The organism is Flavobacterium oreochromis, from assembly GCF_019565455.1.
Classification (GTDB): Bacteria; Bacteroidota; Bacteroidia; order Flavobacteriales; family Flavobacteriaceae; genus Flavobacterium; species Flavobacterium oreochromis.
Map to the genome: position 1 here is coordinate 1,002,475 of NZ_CP067377.1, position 18,670 is coordinate 1,021,144.

The following is an 18,670-nucleotide window of genomic DNA, read 5'->3' on the forward strand; positions in this document are numbered from 1 at the left end:
TACTATATAAAAAATGTCTTACAAGTAATTTTAAATGAATCACTTGTAAGACATTATAGGCACGTACAATATTATTAAAATTTAATCTCTTCTGCCAAAGACTTGCATCGCCCAATAAATCATAGACGCGACAGCACCAATAGCTGCTACTAAATAAGTCCTAGCAGCCCATTTTAAGGCATCTTCTGCCCCAGCATACTCTTCTTGACCTAACATATTTTTATTTTTCAACCATGCCAACGCTCGATTACTTGCGTCATATTCTACAGGTAAGGTAATCAAAGAAAATGCTGTTGCTAATGCCATCAGTACTAAACCTATTACAGCAACTACATAACCAATAGATAAGCCTTTTGAAGCAATTCCTAAAATAAGTCCCCCCATAACCAACCATTGTGATAATGAAGATGACACGTTAAGAATTGGAACTAACTTAGAACGCATGGTTAACCATTTATAAGCTTGCGCGTGTTGTACTGCATGACCTACCTCGTGTGCTGCTACCGCCGCCGCCGCCGCATTACGCTGATTGTAAACAGCTTCTGAAAGATTAACTGTTTTATCAGCAGGGTTGTAATGATCCGTTAATCGACCTGGAGTTGAGATTACTTCTACATCATATATTCCATGATCCTGTAGCATTTTCTGAGCAATTTCAGCTCCACTCATACCGTTTCGTAAATGTATTTTTGAATAATGATCAAATTTACTTTGCAAACGATTACTTACTAACCAGCTTACTAAAGCAATACCTCCCATTAAAATATAATATCCTATCATAATAATTTCTTTATTTTAATTAAATAAAACTACAAATTTCAAACCAATTCTTAAAAATGACAATTTGACATTCAATATCAAAACTAATTAATTGGGTTATTTTACAGTTAACAAAGAAATAACTTTTTAAATTATCCCATCATCTTTAAAAAAAAATGGCTTTATTATTAATTTATCTATCAATTTACTGTTTATTTAGTAGACATTAAGATACCTCTAAATTTTATATTTCCAAAGTTATTTTACTAAAAGAAAGTGTATTATTACATTAACTAACTCATCTGAAATGGGTAAATCTGGATTATTGTAAGTAGCAATATTTTCTTCTTTATTTAAACCTACTTTTTTCAGAACGTGATTCATTCCTTCAATAACTCCATTTTTTGAAGTTTTATAAGAGTCTGACAACAAATCTGCATCTTTTACAGATATCTGAATATCCGTAGTTCCTTGAAGAATGAGAATAGGAATATTTAATTTTCTAATATCTTCTTGTGGATTGTATTTAAACCAAGAAATCATATAAGGCTGGATACTTTTTCTAAATAATGTCTTTAACATTGGATTTACATTATCTACTTGTTCTCCGTTTTTTAATTTTTCTATAATAGGGAAACACATTTCTTTAACTATTATTGGTTGTGAACTTAATTGTTCTTTCAACATTAAATCAGCTGATTGTCCAGCACCAGCAAGAGAAATGAACTCATCTATATTTAACAAATTCATTCCTATCAGAGAACCTTCACTATGACCAATAACTATTACCCTATTAAAACACTTATCTTTCCTAAGTAATTCAACCCATTGTTGTGCATCTGAAATAAAATCTTCGAATAATAATTCATCTTCTTTTATTTCTATCATGAAACTTACAGCAACTCCTCTTTTGCGAATAGAAGCAATTCCTCGTTTTCCAAGTTCTTGTGCTAAAAATTTCAATGAATTATTTTTCATCATTGGATTATTACCCTCCCTATCTGTTGGACCGGATCCTTAGATAAGTAAAGCAACAGGATATTTTTTCTTTTGATCTGGTAAACATAAAGTACCTATCAATTTCCCTTTCTTAATTGGTATTTCAATTATAGTTTCAACAAAACCTTGAGCATCAGCAACTAATGAAACTAATACAAAAATTATAAGTAGAATCTTTTGTATTTATATTTTTATATTTATTAGACTTAAATTCTAATAAATGTTACAAAAAAAATCTCAAATCTCAATTTTAAACACTTCAAATATACAAAGCTAAGAATTGGATTTGAGATTTAATACTTTATTATTGTACTAGAAAAATTATACTATTTAAATTAAACAATGTATTTATTCTCTCTACTTAATAAAAATGAAAAATAACTAAGGAATTTATCTCACTAAGTTTATGATTTTCCCTGGAACAATAATCACATTTTTAGGAGTATGCCCTTGTAATTGTGCTTGGGTACGTTCATCTTTCATAATGATTTCTTCAATTTGCTCCTTAGTTAAATCCAAAGGTAATTCAATTTTAAAACGCATCTTTCCATTAAAAGAAACTGGATATTCTTTAGTACTTTCTACTAAGTAATTAGCTTGAAATTGAGGAAAATCTACAGTTGCAATAGAGCCTTTATGACCTAAAGTACTCCATAATTCCTCTGCAATATGAGGTGCGTAAGGTGAAATGATTACCGCTAGTGGTTCTAAAATAGCTCTATGATGGCATTTTTGTTGTGACAATTCATTGACACAAATCATAAACTGTGATACCGATGTGTTGAATGAGAAGCTTTCAATATCCTCGGTCACTTTTTTGATGGTTTTATGTAATGATTTGTACATATCAATTGTTGGCTCATCATCTGTAATAATACTTCCATTATCATCATAATATAAACGCCATAATTTTTTCAAGAAACCATACACACCTGTAATACCTGCTGTATTCCATGGTTTCGCTTGTTCTAACGGACCTAGGAACATTTCGTATAAACGCAAGGTATCTGCACCGTATTCATTGCAAATATCATCTGGGTTGACTACATTGTATTTCGACTTCGACATTTTTTCTACTTCTCGACCTACAATGTACTTACCATCTTCTAAAATAAACTCAGCATTAGCATAATCACTGTATAAAGGATGTGCTTTAAATTTTTCGATATCTAACTCATTGGTAATATCATTGATACAAGATAAATCTACGTGAATAGGATGAACATTTTTATCTTTAATTAATCCTTTAGAATATAAAGTCTTAGAATCTTCACTTCTATACACAAAAGCACTCATCCCTAAAATCATTCCTTGATTAATCAATTTTTTGAATGGTTCTTCAGTAGGCGCAAAGCCTCTATCTTTTAAAAATTTATTCCAAAAACGAGAATACAACAAGTGACCAGTGGCGTGTTCACTACCCCCTATATATAAATCGACATTTTCCCAATATTTTAAAGCTTCTTGGCTTGCAAATTCATCTTCGTTTTGGGCATCCATATAACGCATCCAGTACCAAGACGATCCTGCCCATCCTGGCATAGTGTTTAATTCCAATGGAAAAATGGTCTTGTTATCAATCAACTGATTGCTAACCACTGAACACTGAACGCTGTCCCAAGCCCAAACTGTAGCATTTCCTAATGGTGGTTGTCCATCTTCGGTAGGTAAATATTTTTCGACTTCTGGAAGAATAATGGGTAAATACTTAGCATCAATCATTTGTGGTAAACCATTTACATAATATACTGGAAATGGCTCGCCCCAATAACGTTGACGTGAGAAAACCGCATCGCGTAAACGGTAATTTACTTTAGCTTTTCCTACTCCAATTTTCTCTAACTCAGCAATTACTTTTTTCGTTCCTTCTTTGTAACCCAATCCGTTTAAGAAATCTGAATTTACTAATTCAAAGCCTTCTTTATCAGCAAAAGCTGCCTCTGAAATGTCTTGGTTGAAAATATTTTTTATAGGATTCATTCCCAAAGTTCCTTGGAAATGATTTGCAAACGCATAATCACGTTCGTCACCACAAGGAACTGCCATTACGGCTCCTGTTCCGTAACCAGCCAATACATAATCACCTATCCACACTGGTATTGGTTCTTTGGTAAATGGATGTTCCGCATACGCACCAGTAAATACACCCGAAATCGTTTTTACATCTGCCATACGCTCTCTTTCTGAACGTTTTGCAGTAGCTTCAATATAAGCTTCTACCGCAGCTTTTTGTTCCGAAGTGGTAATTTGCTCCACCAATTCGTGTTCTGGTGCCAACGTCATAAACGTAACTCCGAAAATAGTGTCAGGACGAGTGGTAAACACAGGAATTGTGAATTGCTTCGCCTGTTCGCTGTCGCTCGGGTGCGAATTGTGAATTTTAAATTCAACGTGAGCTCCCACCGATTTTCCAATCCAGTTACGTTGTGATTCTTTTAAAGATTCTGTCCAATCGATCGTTTCTAAACCTTGTAATAATCTTTCGGCATAGGCAGAAATGCGCATAGACCATTGGGTCATTTTTTTACGAATGACAGGATGCCCTCCACGTTCTGAAACACCGTTCACGATTTCGTCATTAGCCAAGACCGTTCCTAAAGCGGGACACCAGTTTACTTCAGTTTCTGCCAAATAGGTTAATCGATATTGTAATAAGATTTTTTGCTGTTCTTCGCTGGTGTATGATTTCCATTCCTCAGCCGTAAACACCGTAATAGCATCATCGCAAACAGCAGCTACATTTGCATTACCTTCATTTTCAAAGATTGCAATCAGAGTACTAATATCTTCTGCTTTATCACTAGTAATATTGTACCACGAGTTGAATAATTGGATAAAAATCCATTGCGTATATTTGTAATAATCAGGATTTGAAGTACGAACTTCACGATCCCAATCAAATGAAAAGCCTATTTTGTCTAACTGTTCGCGGTAACGTGTAATGTTTTCGCGAGTTGTTTTTTCAGGATGTTGTCCTGTTTGAATAGCATATTGCTCTGCTGGTAAACCAAACGAATCGTAACCTTGTGGATGGAGTACATTGAATCCTTGGTGGCGTTTGTAACGCGCTACGATGTCTGATGCGATATATCCCAGCGGATGCCCCACATGTAATCCAGCTCCAGATGGATAAGGAAACATGTCTAATACAAAATATTTAGGCTTATCTGAATTATTAGAAGCAGCAAATGTTTTATTATCTGCCCAGTAGCTACGCCATTTGGCTTCGATGTCGTTGTGAAAATATTTCATTTTTATCTTTATTTATTTGGCTGTAATTCCAAATGATTTTTAATAACTTTTTAAAGTAGGGTAGAAGAATTAATCAAGCTTTCCGATAAAACCTAACCCATATGTATTTTGATTTAAAATAGGGTATGCTATATAGCTCATTCTTTTATCCTTTTTGCGTTCATCCCATCTAAAAGGACTCCAATAATGTACTATAATTGCAGAAGCCATTCCTATACCTGCACCTGCGGCAACATCTCCTGGCCAATGACGTGTATTAGCAACTCTTAAAATTCCTGTAGCAGTTGCAAATAAAAAACCAGAAGCAGCATACAATGTATTTGAATCTTTATATTCTAAATATTGAATCATAGCATTCGTAAATGCAGTTGATGCGTGTCCTGAAGGGAACGAATTACGAGCAGATCCATCAGGACGTAAGTCTCCAACAGAATTTTTTAGTCCATGTACAAGCGCAGCACTAATAAGATTAGAAACTATTTGATTTGTAATCATTTGTTTATAGCCATGCTTGCTTTCAATACCTATACTTTTACCTGCTAAGGTTTGAACAATAGGTACATATTGAATGTAATCATCAACTTTTGTGCTAAAAGATTCTCCAAATAATCTATTTTTAAAATCAAGCAACTGATCACGCCAAGCAGGATTACGCAAAATAACACCTGAAGCTATTAATGTTGTAGGAATAATCATTTTTTTTATACGAAAAGTATCTTGATTATTAGCCTTCTTTTGTTGTATTGTGTCTGTTACTTGTGCAAAACTAGAAAGGATACATAGGTAACTAATTAATAAGAAATAAATCAATTTTTGTTTTTTCATAATCTATTTTTAAAAAGTAATTGATAAACCTAATGTTTTGAAAGCACCTGTATTAGCACCTATTACATTCATTTGATATTTAGGTTTATTTAATTGTAATCCTATATTTTTATTAACGTCTTTAAACCTTCTTTTTGCAATATTTTTACCAGAAAAATATCCTATTAATAAGGCTAAAGGATAATCTGAAATCCAATGTACCTCACTTTGAACCATTTGAAAACACATACCAGCAATTAATGTATACCCAACGGGCTTGATCCATTTATAATCTGGATAATTAGTAGTGATAACAGTTAAGGCAGACATAATTGTAGTTAAATGTCCTGAAGGCATAGCATCATAATGTGGAGTAGATTTTGCATAAGCTGGAAAACTAGGAAAAGGATTCCATTCACCTCCTGGATGACCATTTTCACGTGCAATAAATGGGCTTTCACGTCCTGTAACTCGCTTCAAAAATTGAACGTATACACCTGACAATGCTAAACTTTCAACTAGTCCGCTTGCTGTTGATAAAGCTCTGTAATCATTACTAAGTAATCCAAAAGTTGTAAACCCAGCCGTTAATAAAATAACGGTGGTACCATTACCTATTAAGTAAAGACCAGCCCCTACATTTTTAGGAATATTCTGTAAGGGTCCGAATTTACCATATATATTGTTTGGACTTAACCCTATACGATCAGAAAATTCACGTGATGAATTAGTAATTGATTGATCAAAAGGAACCAACATAGCAGTACTTGCAACGGCTCCTCCTAAATACCAACCATGATCTTTAGCAACAAAATCTTTACTTGTATTTATAAAATCCTTTGGTAAAAAAGTAATAGCATCTAAAATCCGAGGTTTATTATAAATTCGAGTTGTATTTAAGTCAATTTCATAGGACTGAGTTTTATCTTGCGATTCAATTTTATCAGTTTTGATTGCTACTAAGGTATCATTAATTTGACTGAATAACCCCATATTCAATAGCAAACAATAGTAAAAAGCTATTTTTCTCAACTGTTTTTTATTTAAGATTTGTGCAAATTTACATTTATTATAAGAAAGTGGAAACTTTGAGCGTTATTAACTTTACATAAAGAAAATCTTTGTTATTTTTACCGCAAATAAATATACTGTATGAGTTCATCTTTTGATAAGTTTCAAAAACGTCGATTAATTACATCGTATTTTTCAGTGGTACTAAGTGTAGGTTTAGTACTTTTTATGTTAGGATTACTGGCATTATTTATCGTTAATGCAAAAAAATTGTCAAATGATTTCAAGGAAGGAATTACTATGACTGTTTTTTTTTAAGGACGACGCTAAGGATACTACCTTAACAAAATATGGAGAAATGCTTAAAGAAGCTAAGTTTGCTAAAAATTATGTTTTTATTTCAAAAGAGCAAGCTGCCAAAGAACATGAAAAAACGTTAGGAGAGAATTTCACAGAGTTCTTAGGAATGAATCCTCTTAAAAACTCTTTTGATATTCACTTACGTGCAGATTACGTAGAAAATGACAGCGTAGCAAAGATTGAACGCAAACTAAGAGAAAACCCTCTAGTTGCTGATATTTTTTATGATAAACAATTAGTTAAAATGGTTAACGAAAATGTTAAAAAAGCTAGCATGTGGATCCTTATCATAAGTGGTTTTCTTACTATAGTAGCTGTTTTATTAATTAATAGTTCACTACGTTTATCTATTTATGCTAACCGTTTTATCATCAAAACTATGCAAATGGTAGGAGCTACTAAAGCATTTATCAGAAAACCATTTATATTACGAAGTGTAAAGCTGGGAATGATAGGAGCAGGTGTTGCTATCATAGGTTTATTAGGAGTATTATTTTATATAGATACCATTTGGCCAACTTTAGGGGTGTTTGATGATATGTTTTCAATCATTATTATTTTGCTAAGCGTATTTGGAATTGGCGTTTTAATTACATGGCTAAGCACCTACTTTGCTACACAACGTTTTTTAAATTTAAGAACAGACGATTTATATTAATTTTTTAAATTCAAAACCTTGAATTCTATTTTTCTATGGAAGATAAAAAACACGAATTTCTTTTTGAAAAAGTAAATTATAAATTTTTACTTATAGGTATTGCTATTATTGCTTTAGGCTTTATACTGATGGCAGGCGGAGGTAGTGATGATCCTGCTGTTTTCAACCCTGAAATATTCAGCTTTAGAAGAATTAGATTAGCCCCAACTGTTGTTTTAACAGGTTTTGGCGTCGTTATTTATTCAATTTTTAAAAAGTAAATAAAGGGTGATTAGTGAAGAGTGATAAGATTTACTGTTTACTAATCACGATTTACTAATTACTCATACACATGGATTTACTTAAAGCAATTATAATTGCGATAGTAGAAGGTTTAACAGAATACTTACCTGTTTCTTCTACCGCTCATATGATTTTTACAAGCTCTTTTTTTGGTATTCAAAATGATGATTTTGTAAAACTTTTTCAAGTTTCAATACAATTTGGTGCTATTCTAGCAGTTGTTTTTCTATACTGGAAAAAGTTTTTTGATTTTACTAAATTTAATTTTTACATTAAGTTAGCGGCAGCTGTTGTACCCGCTTTGATACTAGGCAAGCTTTTTGATGATAAAATAGAAGCTATTTTAGAAAAACCTGTTCCCATAGCTTTTATACTAATAATAGGGGGATCATTCTTTTATTTATTGATCAATTTTTTCAAAATCCTCAAATTACTTCGGAAGAAGAAATTTCTATAAAAAAAGCTGTTACTATTGGTTTTTGGCAATGCTTAGCTATGATGCCAGGTACCAGTAGAAGCGCAGCATCTATAATTGGAGGTATGCAACAAGGACTCACACGTCATGTTGCAGCTGAGTTTTCTTTCTTTCTAGCGGTACCTACAATGTTAGCTGTAACTTGTTATTCAGTATTTTTAAAAACCTATGAACATAGTCAAATGAAAGGGTTTGAATTAATCTTACAATCAAAAGATACAGTCACGATGTTTATTGTGGGTAACATTATTGCCTTCATAGTAGCCATACTAGCTATTAAACTTTTTATAGGAATTATTAAAAAATATGGTTTTAAACCTTGGGGCTGGTACCGCATTATTACTGGAACTTTATTATTAATCTATTTTTCTTTTCATAAATAATACTTTGTACACAAAAGAAGACATATTAAACGGACAAATTTTAGTAATAGACAAACCTCTTACATGGAGTTCTTTTCAAGCTGTTAATAAACTAAAATACGTATTAAAAAATCGATTAGATCTACCTAAAAAATTCAAAATTGGTCATGCTGGTACTTTAGATCCATTAGCCACAGGTTTATTAATTGTTTGTACTGGAAAATACACTAAAAAAATCCCTGAATTAATGGGGCAAACAAAGGAGTATACCGGCACTATACAATTAGGAGCTACAACTCCTTCTTATGATTTAGAAACTGCTATAAATGCAACCTTTCCAATAGATCATATTACACCTTTACTTATATCAGAAACTGTTAAGCAATTTATAGGTGAAATTAAACAAAAACCTCCTGTTTTTTCAGCGTTAAAAAAAGATGGTAAACGTTTATATGAACATGCACGTGCTGGAGAAGAGATAGAAATTGAAGCAAGAAAAACTACGATCTACGAATTCGAAATAACACGAATTGAACTACCTGAAATTGACTTTAGAGTTAGTTGCAGTAAAGGTACCTATATTCGTTCTTTAGCTTATGATTTTGGACAAGCTTTGCAATCTGGCGGACATTTAACCTCTTTACGACGTACAAAAAGTGGTTCTTTTTTAATAGAAGAAGCCCTAACACCTGATGCTTTTTCAGAATTAATTCCTAATAATAATTAAACAAAAAAACGATTATAGAATATTATTTTATAATCGTTTTTTTTATCAGAAGCGCTTAATTTATTTTATGACTTGCTAATTCTTCTATACGCATCATAATAGATATTAACTCCTCCATCGTACTTTTCCCTTTATCATGTAAATACCAAAGTTGCAACTCCTTCTTAGCTGTTTGATCCACTACTCCGTATTGCGCTTTATAACTTTTAATTAAATTAGTAGCTCCTTCAGGTCTAGGTCCCCAAGTTCCTTTTAATTCATTATTTTCATTATCTAATATAATAAGTTTAGGTATAGCACGCGCGTCATTCGTTAAAAAACAATTCATTAAAGGATCATTAGCATCTCTAAACACAAAACGTAAATTAATCTTATCAGATACAGAACTTATTTTATATAAAATAGGAGCTATTTGAGCAACATCACCACACCATCCTTCGGCTAAAACTAACCAAGTATATTCTTTTTAATACTTTTTAATTTATCTAAAATTTCTTCTGGAACCTGTAAAGTTTTATCCAGACGGTTCATACGAGTTTGATTCAATTGACTATAATATAAATGATCCTCCGACTGTTCATTACCTGAAGATCTACCTTGATTTAATAAATCAGCAACTGACTTTCTATACTCCGAATAAGTACAACTGTTTAATAGGCCTTGAATAATCTCTCTTTTCATAGTAGTTAATAGTTTCTGTGTGTGTTTAAAATTTATTGAATTACAATATTTTAATAAAAATATTAAATTATATTAATATATATCCATACTTATAACGTAAATTTATAAATAAATAAGTACTTTTTTTGTAACAAAAATCACATAATATGGAAAAAAATCGTTGCACTTGGTGCGAAAAAGATGACTTGTATCGTAACTACCATGATAATGAGTGGGGTAAACCTGTTTATGATGACGAAACAATTTTTGAATTTTTAATCTTAGAAACTTTTCAAGCGGGATTAAGTTGGTATACCATTCTGTCAAAACGAGAAAATTTCCGCAAAGCATTTAATAATTTTGATTTTGAAAAAATAGCCCAATACAGTCAGAAAAAAATGGATTTATTAATGCAAGATTCAGGAATTATTCGTAATAAACTCAAAATAAAAGCAACGGTAACTAATGCACAAGCCTTTATCAAAGTGCAAGAAGAATTTGGAAGCTTTTCTAAATATATTTGGGGATTTGTAGGTGGTAAACCTATAGACAATCAACCTAAAACCTTAAAAGATGTTCCTGCTACCTCAGAGATATCAGACCAATTAAGCAAAGATTTAAAAAAACGTGGTTTTAAGTTTGTGGGTTCAACCGTAATGTATGCACATATGCAAGCAACAGGTATGGTAAATGATCACGTGGAAGATTGTTGGAAAAGAAAATAATTACATCATTCACAAATCTTTAAATTAAAATTATGATAAAAAACAACGACCCACTTCACGGTGTTACTTTAAAAAAAATAGTAGAAGAATTAGTTTCCTTTTATGGCTTTGATACATTAGCTGAACTAATCAACATTAAATGCTTTAAAGAAAACCCATCTGTAAAATCAAGTTTAACTTTTTTACGTAAAACCGAGTGGGCGAGAAAAAAAACAGAAGAACTATATGTAAAAACATTGCCCAAGCTAAAAAACAACACAGATTACGTTAACTCATAAATTGTTTTTTTATACAAGTACATAAAACCACAAAATAATTTTATAAGTTTGCAATACTTTAGGGGTGTCTGTACGACAGGCTGAGATTTTACCCTTTGAACCTGATCTAGTTCATACTAGCGTAGGGAAAAGTAAATGACTTCTTGTATAGTAAACTAACTATGCGTGTAGCCATTCCTAAGGTACTAAAACTAATACGGAATGGAACTTACAATTAATCAAGAAAAAAAAATATTTGAGCAAGAAGCACTCACAGTGCAACAATTACTCGATATAGAATTACCGGATAAACAAAAAGGTATCGCAGTCGCTATTGACCAACAAGTAATCCCAAGATCACAATGGGAGAACACTTCTGTAAACGCTAATCAAAAAATTATAATCATTAAAGCTACTCAAGGAGGGTAATTAGTTTCAGGTTTAAAGTTCAACGTTATCCTAACTTTAAACCTGAAACTTTCAACTTTAAACTAAAAAAATATGGAAAATACAATAACAAGAGCACCATTTCCTAATTCGAAAAAGGTCTATATTCAAGGTGAAATACACAATATTCAAGTGGCTATGCGCGAAATCACTTTGTCTGATACAAAATTGACAAACGGACAAATAGAAAAGAATCCGCCTGTAACTGTTTATGACACATCTGGAGCTTATACGGATACTAGTATCGAAATTGATGTTCGCAAAGGATTACCACGTTTACGTGAACAATGGATTTTAGATCGTGGAGATGTAGAAATATTAGAGGAGTTGAGTTCTAATTATGGTAAACAACGTTTAGCCGATGAAAAATTAGATCATTTACGTTTTGAATATTTGCATCAACCTATGCGTGCCAAAGAAGGTGCTAATGTAACGCAGCTTTATTACGCAAAGCAAGGAATTATAACACCTGAAATGGAGTACATAGCAATACGTGAAAATCAACGCATTGAACAATTAGAAACAGCACAAAAGGCCATGTGCCATCAACATCCTGGTGAAAGTTTTGGAGCTAGAACACCAAAAGGTAAAATTACTGCCGAATTTGTGCGTAGTGAAATTGCTGCAGGAAGAGCAGTTATCCCTAATAATATCAACCATCCCGAAAGTGAACCTATGATTATAGGACGCAACTTTTTAGTAAAAATTAATGCTAATATAGGCAATAGCGCTGTGACTTCCAGTATTGAAGAAGAAGTAGAAAAAGCGGTTTGGGCTTGTCGTTGGGGTGCAGATACCATTATGGACTTATCCACAGGTAAAAATATACACGAAACACGTGAATGGATTATTAGAAACTCACCAGTGCCTATAGGAACAGTACCTATTTACCAAGCTTTAGAAAAAGTAAAAGGGGTGGCCGAAGATCTAACTTGGGAAATTTTTCGTGATACCCTAATCGAACAATGCGAACAAGGGGTTTCCTATTTCACAATTCACGCTGGAGTTCTATTACGTTATATCCATCTAACCGCTAATAGGGTTACAGGAATTGTGTCAAGAGGCGGTTCTATAATGGCAAAATGGTGCTTATTCCATCATAAAGAAAATTTCTTATACACCCATTTTGAAGAAATTTGCGAAATTTTAAAACAATATGATGTCGCTTTTTCACTAGGCGATGGTTTACGACCAGGGTCTATTGCTGATGCGAACGATGCTGCTCAATTTGCAGAATTAGAAACCTTAGGAGAATTGACAAAAATTGCTTGGAAACACGATGTGCAAGTTTTTATTGAAGGACCAGGACACGTGCCTATGCATCTTATTAAAGAAAATATGGAGAAGCAATTAGAGTGTTGTTCAGAAGCACCATTCTATACCTTAGGACCATTAACTACAGATATTGCACCAGGTTATGATCATATTACCTCAGGAATTGGAGCCGCAATGATTGGTTGGTACGGTTGCGCTATGTTATGTTATGTAACCCCTAAAGAGCATTTAGGATTACCTAATAAAAAAGACGTTAAAGACGGTGTGATTACCTATAAAATAGCTGCTCACGCAGCCGATTTAGCTAAAGGGCACCCTGGTGCGCAATATCGTGACAATGCTTTAAGTAAAGCACGATTTGAATTCCGTTGGGAAGACCAATTCAATTTAGCTTTAGATCCAGACACAGCTCGAGAGTTCCACGATGAAACATTACCTGCTGATGCCGCTAAAGTAGCACACTTCTGCTCTATGTGTGGCCCTAAATTCTGTTCGATGAAAATATCTCAAGAAATTAGAGACACTGCTGTAGAAGAAGGTTTTAAAGCAAAATCAGAAGAGTTTATTGAAAGTGGTAAAGAAATTTATTTGTAAAAAGTAAGTTATCGTAACACGGCATTCACATTTAAAAAATTGCCACAGATGCACAGATTAAAAATAACTCATAAAATATAAATTTTGATATTTATTTCCGCTAAGCGGATAATTTTATGATTAATTTACTAGAATTTTTTGTAAAATCTGTGCATCTGTGGTTATAAATTCAAAATTTCTCAAAATAATTTTAAAAGCAAATGCCTTGTTATCGTAACGAATGAGCACACCGTTTGTCAATCTGACGCAAGGAAGATTCAAACAATTAGACGCTTCGTTCCTCAGCGTGACAAACTAGATGTTGAAATAGTATATTCTATTAATGATTAAAATCCAATGATTCTACTATCCATAGAACATAACCTAGAAAATGAAATACAAACCCTGCATCAGTTATTTGAAGCAGGGTTAACTCATTTTCATATCAGGAAACCCCAATTAAATATTTTTGAAACGGAAAAGTATATCAAACAAATAGAGGCACATTTCCATCCGTTTTGTGTGGTTTATCATCCTGAATTGCTAGAAACTTTCGATTTAAAAGGAATTCATCAAACTAGTCAAAATAGAAATATTCCTCTTCAAACCACCAAAAGTTTATCGACCTCAACACATAGTATATCCGAATTCAATGAACTCGATCCCGCTTATGATTATGCCTTTTTGAGTCCTGTTTTTCCCAGTCTTTCAAAAAGTAATTATCATAACCCCGAAATTATGAAGCAAATTACTAATCGAACAAACTTCAACTCGCAGCTTGTGGCATTAGGTGGCATTTCAGAAAAAAATATAACCGAAATACTTCCACATTTTGACTCCATAGCTTTACTAGGAGCAATTTGGTTACACCCTAACCCTTTAGAACAATGGAAAAAATGTCAAAACATCGTCCTTTCGTACTCAGCCTAGCAGGCTTTGATCCTTCGGCTGGAGCAGGTGTTCTAGCTGATGTTAAAACATTTGAAATGCATCAAGTATATGGATTAGCCGTCATTACTGGCAATACCATACAAACAGAAGATTGTTTCCTAAAAATGGAGTGGATGTCAGCTTCTTGGATACTCGATAGTCTTACTCATCTTGCAAAACAATATGATGTGCAAGCTGTTAAAATTGGAATTATTCCCAGCTTAGAGCTATTAGAAACCTATCTAAAAACAATAAAAGGTTTATGGCCAGAAGCAAAAATTGTTTGGGATCCCGTTTTAAGAGCCACCGCAGATTATGAATTTACACCCGTTATTGATACGTATTTAACCACTATTTTGCAACAAATTGACCTCATCACTCCTAATCATAACGAATTAAAAATCTTAGTTCCTCAGGCTAGTACTCCTCAGGAAAAAGCATATCTACTCGCACAGCATACTTCGGTTTTATGGAAAGGTGGACATAATACTTCCCAACTAGGGACTGATTATTTAATCATTGATGATGAAACCCTTATTTTAAGACCTTCAACGAGCAAAATATATCCCAAACACGGTTCAGGCTGTATTTTATCATCGGCCATAACGGCACAATTAAGCTTAGGACATTCATTAGCAGAAAGTTGCCAAAATGCCAAAGTATTTATTGAACAAACATTAAACTCAAACGAAACATTATTAGCCTATTATGCTACCTAAAATTCAATTTATATCACAAGGAACAACACCTGAAAACCAGCTTAATTCAATTCAGAAAGCTTTGGATGCAGGCATTAGTTGGATACAATTACGTTATAAAAATGTTCCTGAAATAGAAGTATTTCGACTAGTCGAACAAATCAAAAAAATTACCGAAACCTATCAAGCCCTACTTACCATAAATGATTTTTCTACCATAGCTAAAGCAATTGATGCACACGGATTGCATTTAGGGTTAACTGATGGAAGCATTGATCAAGCACGTGACTTATTAGGAAATACTAAAATTATAGGGGGTACAGCAAACACCTTAGAAGATGTACAACAACGTTTTACTGAAAAATGTGATTATGTAGGTCTAGGTCCGTTGCGATTTACCACCACTAAAGAAAAACTAAGCCCCACGCTAGGCTTAGAAGGTTACAAAAATATCGTCAACGCAGTATCGAATGCAACACCCATTAAACCCATTTTTGCTATAGGAGGCATTCAACTTGAAGATGTAGCCCCTCTTATGGAGGCAGGAATATATGGAATAGCTGTTTCGGGAATGATTATGGAAACTAACCAACCCTTAAAATGTATAAAACAACTCAACGAAATATTGTATAGTTATGCTTAAAATAGGAAATACCACGTTTACTTCTCGCTTATTTGTAGGCACTGGAAAATTTGGTTCTAGTCAAGTAATGGAAGAAGCTATTTTAGCTTCAGCTTCACAATTAGTGACCGTAGCTTTGAAAAGAGTCGATTTTGAAACCGATACCGATGCGATTTTGTCCCATCTCAATCATCCTCATATTCAATTATTACCCAATACCTCGGGAGCTAGAAATACTAAAGAAGCTGTTTTTGCAGCCCAATTAGCTCGTGAAGCAATGGAAACCAATCTAGTGAAACTAGAAATTCATCCTGATCCAAAATATTTACTTCCAGATCCTATTGAAACCCTTAAAGCTACAGAAGAGTTAGCTAAACTAGGTTTTGAGGTCTATCCTTATATTCACGCTGATCCCGTGTTATGCAAGTTATTAGAGGAAGCTGGAACCAGTGCCGTAATGCCTTTAGGTTCGCCTATAGGAAGTAACAAAGGATTAAAAACTGTCGATTTCTTAGAAATTATCATCGAGCAAAGTAAAGTTCCTGTCATTATCGATGCAGGTATAGGCGCACCATCCGATGCCGCCAAAGCGATGGAATTAGGAGCCGATGCCGTTTTAGTCAACACCGCTATAGCTGTAGCTGGAAATCCTGTAGCAATGGCACAAGCATTTAAAGAAGCTGTTATTGCGGGTCGTCGCGCTTTTGAAGCCCAATTAGCTAGCCCGCTGGCACAAGCCGAAGCTTCTAGTCCGTTAACGTCGTTTTTATAACGCATTATACCTGTCAGGTCTTGGAGACCTGTCAGGTTTAAAAATCTTAGCTTATGACCTTTAAAACCCTATTTGAAAACTACTCTTGGGAAAACATAGCCAACCGAATCGCCTTGGTAACGCATCGTGATATAGAAAACGTTTTGCGAAAACCCAAAAGGACCATCGATGATTTTCTAGTGCTTTTATCACCCTTAGCGCAAGATTATCTTGAACCTATGGCACAACTGGCAAACCATCTCACACAAAAACGCTTTGGTAAAACGATACAGTTGTATGCACCAATGTATTTAAGTAATGAGTGCCAAAACATTTGTACTTACTGTGGTTTTAGTTTAGATAATAAAATAAAACGTAAAACACTTACAGATGCTGAAATAAAACAGGAAGTTGAAGCCCTAAAAGCGATGGGCTATGATCACGTATTACTTGTTACCGGCGAAGCTAATTATACCGTGCATATTGGTTATTTTCTCAATGCCATTGAGGTGATTAAAAACGATTTTTCAAACATTTCTGTTGAAGTACAACCCCTTTCACAAGAAGAATACGAGCAATTACATCAAGCAGGTGTATATTCTGTATTAGTCTATCAAGAAACCTATCATAAAGAAGTGTATAAACAATACCATCCTAAAGGAAAGAAATCAAATTTTGATTTTCGTTTAGAAACTCCAGACCGAATAGGAAAAGCAGGAATTCATAAAATAGGATTGGGTGTTTTATTAGGGTTAGAAGACTGGCGTGTTGATAGCTTTTTTAATGCGTTGCATATAGATTACTTGCAAAAAACCTATTGGAAAAGTAAATATTCGGTTTCATTTCCTCGCCTGCGACCTGCCGAAGGTATTATCGAACCTAATTTTATTATGGAAGATAAAGATTTACTCCAACTCATTTGTGCTTACCGTATCTGGAATGAAGACCTTGAAATATCTATTTCTACTCGCGAAAACGAACATTTTCGTAATCATATCATTCCTATTGGAGTAACGACAATGAGTGCAGGTTCTAAAACCAATCCAGGGGGGTATGTCGTTGATCCACAAACCTTGGAACAATTTGAAATTAGCGATGAACGACCAGCTGCTGAAATTGCTAAATTAATAAGCGCTAAAGGTTACCAACCAGTATGGAAAGACTGGGATAGAGGGTTTAAACCTAACAGGTCTTGAAAACCTGTCAGGTTTATTACGTTAGAAATGCGAAACTAGAATTTAGAATGTGTTATTTAATTTTTTTCATAACAGTAGCTCCAGAGGAGTAAAATATTTATAAGCCCCAAAGGGGCGACATATCCCTATGCTAACGATATCCGATTATTTACGTTATTCGAAACACTTGCTTGTACCTGAAATAGGTGAAGTAGGTCAATTAAAAATTAAAAATGCTAAAGTGCTGGTTATAGGCGCTGGTGGGTTAGGCTGTCCTATTTTACAATACCTATGCACCGCAGGTGTAGGAACACTAGGAGTGGTTGATTTTGATACCGTGGCATTGCATAATTTGCACCGCCAAATCCTTTACACCGAAGCAGATATTGATTTACCTAAGGTAGTACAAGCAAAATCAGTACTTGAAAAATTGAATCCTTTAATTGAAATTCAAGTTTTTAAGGAAAAGCTAACGATTGAAAATGCTTCTCAATTATTTGAAAACTTTGACATTATTGTAGATGGCTGCGACAATTTTACCACACGCTACTTAGTGAATGACACTTGTGTAAACTTAGGAAAACCTTTGGTATATGGGAGTATTTTTAGATTCGAAGGACAATTAGCCGTATTTAATCATCAAGGAAGTAAGCAACTTCGTGATATTTTTCCTGAATCTCCTAATCCAGAAGACGTTCCCGACTGTTCTCTAAATGGTGTCCTGAGTTCGCTACCTGGAATTATAGGTACTATGATGGCGCAAGAAACATTAAAAATGATTGTAGGGTTGCCTGTGTTGACCAACCAATTACTGATTTACAATACGCTTCGTTGGGAACAAACGGTGTTGTGCTATTAGGAATTTTAT

The 18,670-nt window shown here is 33.8% G+C and carries 19 protein-coding genes, 2 pseudogenes and 1 riboswitch; of the genes and pseudogenes, 14 read left to right on the forward strand and 7 right to left on the reverse strand.

Features of this window, described 5'->3' with window-relative positions:
* Positions 1-81: 81 nt before the first annotated feature.
* The 5 genes from JJC03_RS04995 to JJC03_RS05015 all read right to left on the reverse strand — a co-directional run bounded on the left by JJC03_RS04995 (position 82) and on the right by JJC03_RS05015 (position 6,846).
* Complete coding sequence (locus JJC03_RS04995; RefSeq protein ID WP_235874123.1) at positions 82-780, reverse strand: zinc metallopeptidase; 699 nt, start codon at positions 778-780, stop codon at positions 82-84.
* Between the two features lie 237 nt (positions 781-1,017).
* On the reverse strand, positions 1,018-1,740 hold the full coding sequence (locus JJC03_RS05000) for an alpha/beta hydrolase (protein ID WP_235874124.1): 723 nt from the start codon (positions 1,738-1,740) through the stop codon (positions 1,018-1,020).
* Positions 1,741-2,148: 408 nt separating this feature from the next.
* A complete protein-coding gene (gene leuS / locus JJC03_RS05005; protein WP_088397465.1) occupies positions 2,149-5,010 on the reverse strand; it encodes a leucine--tRNA ligase in 2,862 nt (953 codons plus the stop codon).
* Between the two features lie 69 nt (positions 5,011-5,079).
* A complete protein-coding gene (locus JJC03_RS05010; protein ID WP_088397466.1) occupies positions 5,080-5,835 on the reverse strand; it encodes a phosphatase PAP2 family protein in 756 nt (251 codons plus the stop codon).
* Positions 5,836-5,844: 9 nt separating this feature from the next.
* Positions 5,845-6,846 (reverse strand): phosphatase PAP2 family protein, encoded by a 1,002-nt coding sequence (locus tag JJC03_RS05015; RefSeq protein WP_088397467.1) that lies wholly within the window; start codon positions 6,844-6,846, stop codon positions 5,845-5,847.
* Between the two features lie 120 nt (positions 6,847-6,966).
* On the opposite strand from JJC03_RS05015, the pseudogene JJC03_RS05020 reads away from it, so the two are divergent.
* From JJC03_RS05020 to truB, 4 genes and pseudogenes are all read left to right on the forward strand, one after another.
* Positions 6,967-7,843, forward strand: a pseudogene (locus JJC03_RS05020) (cell division protein FtsX).
* Positions 7,844-7,878: 35 nt separating this feature from the next.
* Entirely contained in the window at positions 7,879-8,103 is a 225-nt protein-coding gene (locus JJC03_RS05025; RefSeq protein WP_088397469.1) for a DUF3098 domain-containing protein, read from the forward strand.
* A 71-nt stretch (positions 8,104-8,174) separates the two neighbouring features.
* A pseudogene (locus tag JJC03_RS05030) lies at positions 8,175-8,983 on the forward strand (undecaprenyl-diphosphate phosphatase).
* Positions 8,984-8,987: 4 nt separating this feature from the next.
* On the forward strand, positions 8,988-9,689 hold the full coding sequence (truB, locus tag JJC03_RS05035; protein WP_088397471.1) for a tRNA pseudouridine(55) synthase TruB: 702 nt from the start codon (positions 8,988-8,990) through the stop codon (positions 9,687-9,689).
* 55 nt (positions 9,690-9,744) lie between these two features.
* Here truB and JJC03_RS18660 read toward each other — a convergent pair whose 3' ends face one another.
* Together JJC03_RS18660 and JJC03_RS18665 are read right to left on the reverse strand one after the other, a co-directional pair.
* Positions 9,745-10,101, reverse strand: a complete 357-nt coding sequence (locus JJC03_RS18660; protein WP_309597784.1) for a thioredoxin family protein — start codon at positions 10,099-10,101, stop codon at positions 9,745-9,747.
* A 35-nt stretch (positions 10,102-10,136) separates the two neighbouring features.
* Positions 10,137-10,370: a hypothetical protein gene (locus tag JJC03_RS18665; RefSeq protein ID WP_309597750.1), complete on the reverse strand. Its 234-nt coding sequence runs from the start codon at positions 10,368-10,370 to the stop codon at positions 10,137-10,139.
* Positions 10,371-10,516: 146 nt separating this feature from the next.
* Between JJC03_RS18665 and JJC03_RS05045 the strand changes: the two genes are divergently transcribed.
* From JJC03_RS05045 to JJC03_RS05090, 10 genes are all read left to right on the forward strand, one after another.
* Entirely contained in the window at positions 10,517-11,074 is a 558-nt protein-coding gene (locus JJC03_RS05045; protein WP_088397473.1) for a DNA-3-methyladenine glycosylase I, read from the forward strand.
* A 32-nt stretch (positions 11,075-11,106) separates the two neighbouring features.
* Entirely contained in the window at positions 11,107-11,352 is a 246-nt protein-coding gene (locus JJC03_RS05050) for a VF530 family protein (RefSeq protein ID WP_165624149.1), read from the forward strand.
* Positions 11,353-11,402: 50 nt separating this feature from the next.
* Positions 11,403-11,497, forward strand: a riboswitch (TPP riboswitch).
* A 56-nt stretch (positions 11,498-11,553) separates the two neighbouring features.
* On the forward strand, positions 11,554-11,760 hold the full coding sequence (gene thiS / locus JJC03_RS05055) for a sulfur carrier protein ThiS (protein WP_235874125.1): 207 nt from the start codon (positions 11,554-11,556) through the stop codon (positions 11,758-11,760).
* A gap of 72 nt (positions 11,761-11,832) precedes the next feature.
* Positions 11,833-13,647, forward strand: a complete 1,815-nt coding sequence (thiC, locus tag JJC03_RS05060; protein ID WP_235874126.1) for a phosphomethylpyrimidine synthase ThiC — start codon at positions 11,833-11,835, stop codon at positions 13,645-13,647.
* 336 nt (positions 13,648-13,983) lie between these two features.
* Positions 13,984-14,556, forward strand: a complete 573-nt coding sequence (locus tag JJC03_RS05065; RefSeq protein ID WP_088397476.1) for a thiamine phosphate synthase — start codon at positions 13,984-13,986, stop codon at positions 14,554-14,556.
* Entirely contained in the window at positions 14,523-15,275 is a 753-nt protein-coding gene (locus tag JJC03_RS05070; protein WP_235874127.1) for a hydroxymethylpyrimidine/phosphomethylpyrimidine kinase, read from the forward strand. Before JJC03_RS05065 ends, JJC03_RS05070 begins: the two co-directional genes overlap by 34 nt.
* Positions 15,265-15,897 carry a thiamine phosphate synthase gene (locus JJC03_RS05075; protein ID WP_103714311.1) on the forward strand — a complete coding sequence of 211 codons (633 nt, stop codon included), beginning with the start codon at positions 15,265-15,267 and terminating at the stop codon, positions 15,895-15,897. The genes JJC03_RS05070 and JJC03_RS05075 overlap by 11 nt, the downstream gene beginning before the upstream one ends.
* Complete coding sequence (locus tag JJC03_RS05080) at positions 15,890-16,648, forward strand: thiazole synthase (protein ID WP_165782018.1); 759 nt, start codon at positions 15,890-15,892, stop codon at positions 16,646-16,648. Before JJC03_RS05075 ends, JJC03_RS05080 begins: the two co-directional genes overlap by 8 nt.
* Before the next feature lie 53 nt (positions 16,649-16,701).
* Entirely contained in the window at positions 16,702-17,823 is a 1,122-nt protein-coding gene (gene thiH, locus JJC03_RS05085; RefSeq protein WP_088444259.1) for a 2-iminoacetate synthase ThiH, read from the forward strand.
* A 127-nt stretch (positions 17,824-17,950) separates the two neighbouring features.
* Complete coding sequence (locus tag JJC03_RS05090; protein ID WP_235874128.1) at positions 17,951-18,661, forward strand: HesA/MoeB/ThiF family protein; 711 nt, start codon at positions 17,951-17,953, stop codon at positions 18,659-18,661.
* Positions 18,662-18,670: the final 9 nt, after the last annotated feature.

Excerpts from the sequence above, each read along its gene's own strand:
- JJC03_RS04995 (WP_235874123.1), bottom strand. The coding sequence starts at position 780 with ATGATAGGATATTATATTTTAATGGGAGGTATTGCTTTAGTAAGCTGG.
- JJC03_RS05000 (WP_235874124.1), bottom strand. The coding sequence starts at position 1,740 with ATGATGAAAAATAATTCATTGAAATTTTTAGCACAAGAACTTGGAAAA.
- leuS (WP_088397465.1), bottom strand. The coding sequence starts at position 5,010 with ATGAAATATTTTCACAACGACATCGAAGCCAAATGGCGTAGCTACTGG.
- JJC03_RS05010 (WP_088397466.1), bottom strand. The coding sequence starts at position 5,835 with ATGAAAAAACAAAAATTGATTTATTTCTTATTAATTAGTTACCTATGT.
- JJC03_RS05025 (WP_088397469.1), top strand. The coding sequence starts at position 7,879 with ATGGAAGATAAAAAACACGAATTTCTTTTTGAAAAAGTAAATTATAAA.
- JJC03_RS18665 (WP_309597750.1), bottom strand. The coding sequence starts at position 10,370 with ATGAAAAGAGAGATTATTCAAGGCCTATTAAACAGTTGTACTTATTCG.
- JJC03_RS05045 (WP_088397473.1), top strand. The coding sequence starts at position 10,517 with ATGGAAAAAAATCGTTGCACTTGGTGCGAAAAAGATGACTTGTATCGT.
- JJC03_RS05050 (WP_165624149.1), top strand. The coding sequence starts at position 11,107 with ATGATAAAAAACAACGACCCACTTCACGGTGTTACTTTAAAAAAAATA.
- thiS (WP_235874125.1), top strand. The coding sequence starts at position 11,554 with ATGGAACTTACAATTAATCAAGAAAAAAAAATATTTGAGCAAGAAGCA.
- thiC (WP_235874126.1), top strand. The coding sequence starts at position 11,833 with ATGGAAAATACAATAACAAGAGCACCATTTCCTAATTCGAAAAAGGTC.
- JJC03_RS05065 (WP_088397476.1), top strand. The coding sequence starts at position 13,984 with ATGATTCTACTATCCATAGAACATAACCTAGAAAATGAAATACAAACC.
- JJC03_RS05070 (WP_235874127.1), top strand. The coding sequence starts at position 14,523 with ATGTCAAAACATCGTCCTTTCGTACTCAGCCTAGCAGGCTTTGATCCT.
- JJC03_RS05075 (WP_103714311.1), top strand. The coding sequence starts at position 15,265 with ATGCTACCTAAAATTCAATTTATATCACAAGGAACAACACCTGAAAAC.
- JJC03_RS05080 (WP_165782018.1), top strand. The coding sequence starts at position 15,890 with ATGCTTAAAATAGGAAATACCACGTTTACTTCTCGCTTATTTGTAGGC.
- thiH (WP_088444259.1), top strand. The coding sequence starts at position 16,702 with ATGACCTTTAAAACCCTATTTGAAAACTACTCTTGGGAAAACATAGCC.
- JJC03_RS05090 (WP_235874128.1), top strand. The coding sequence starts at position 17,951 with ATGCTAACGATATCCGATTATTTACGTTATTCGAAACACTTGCTTGTA.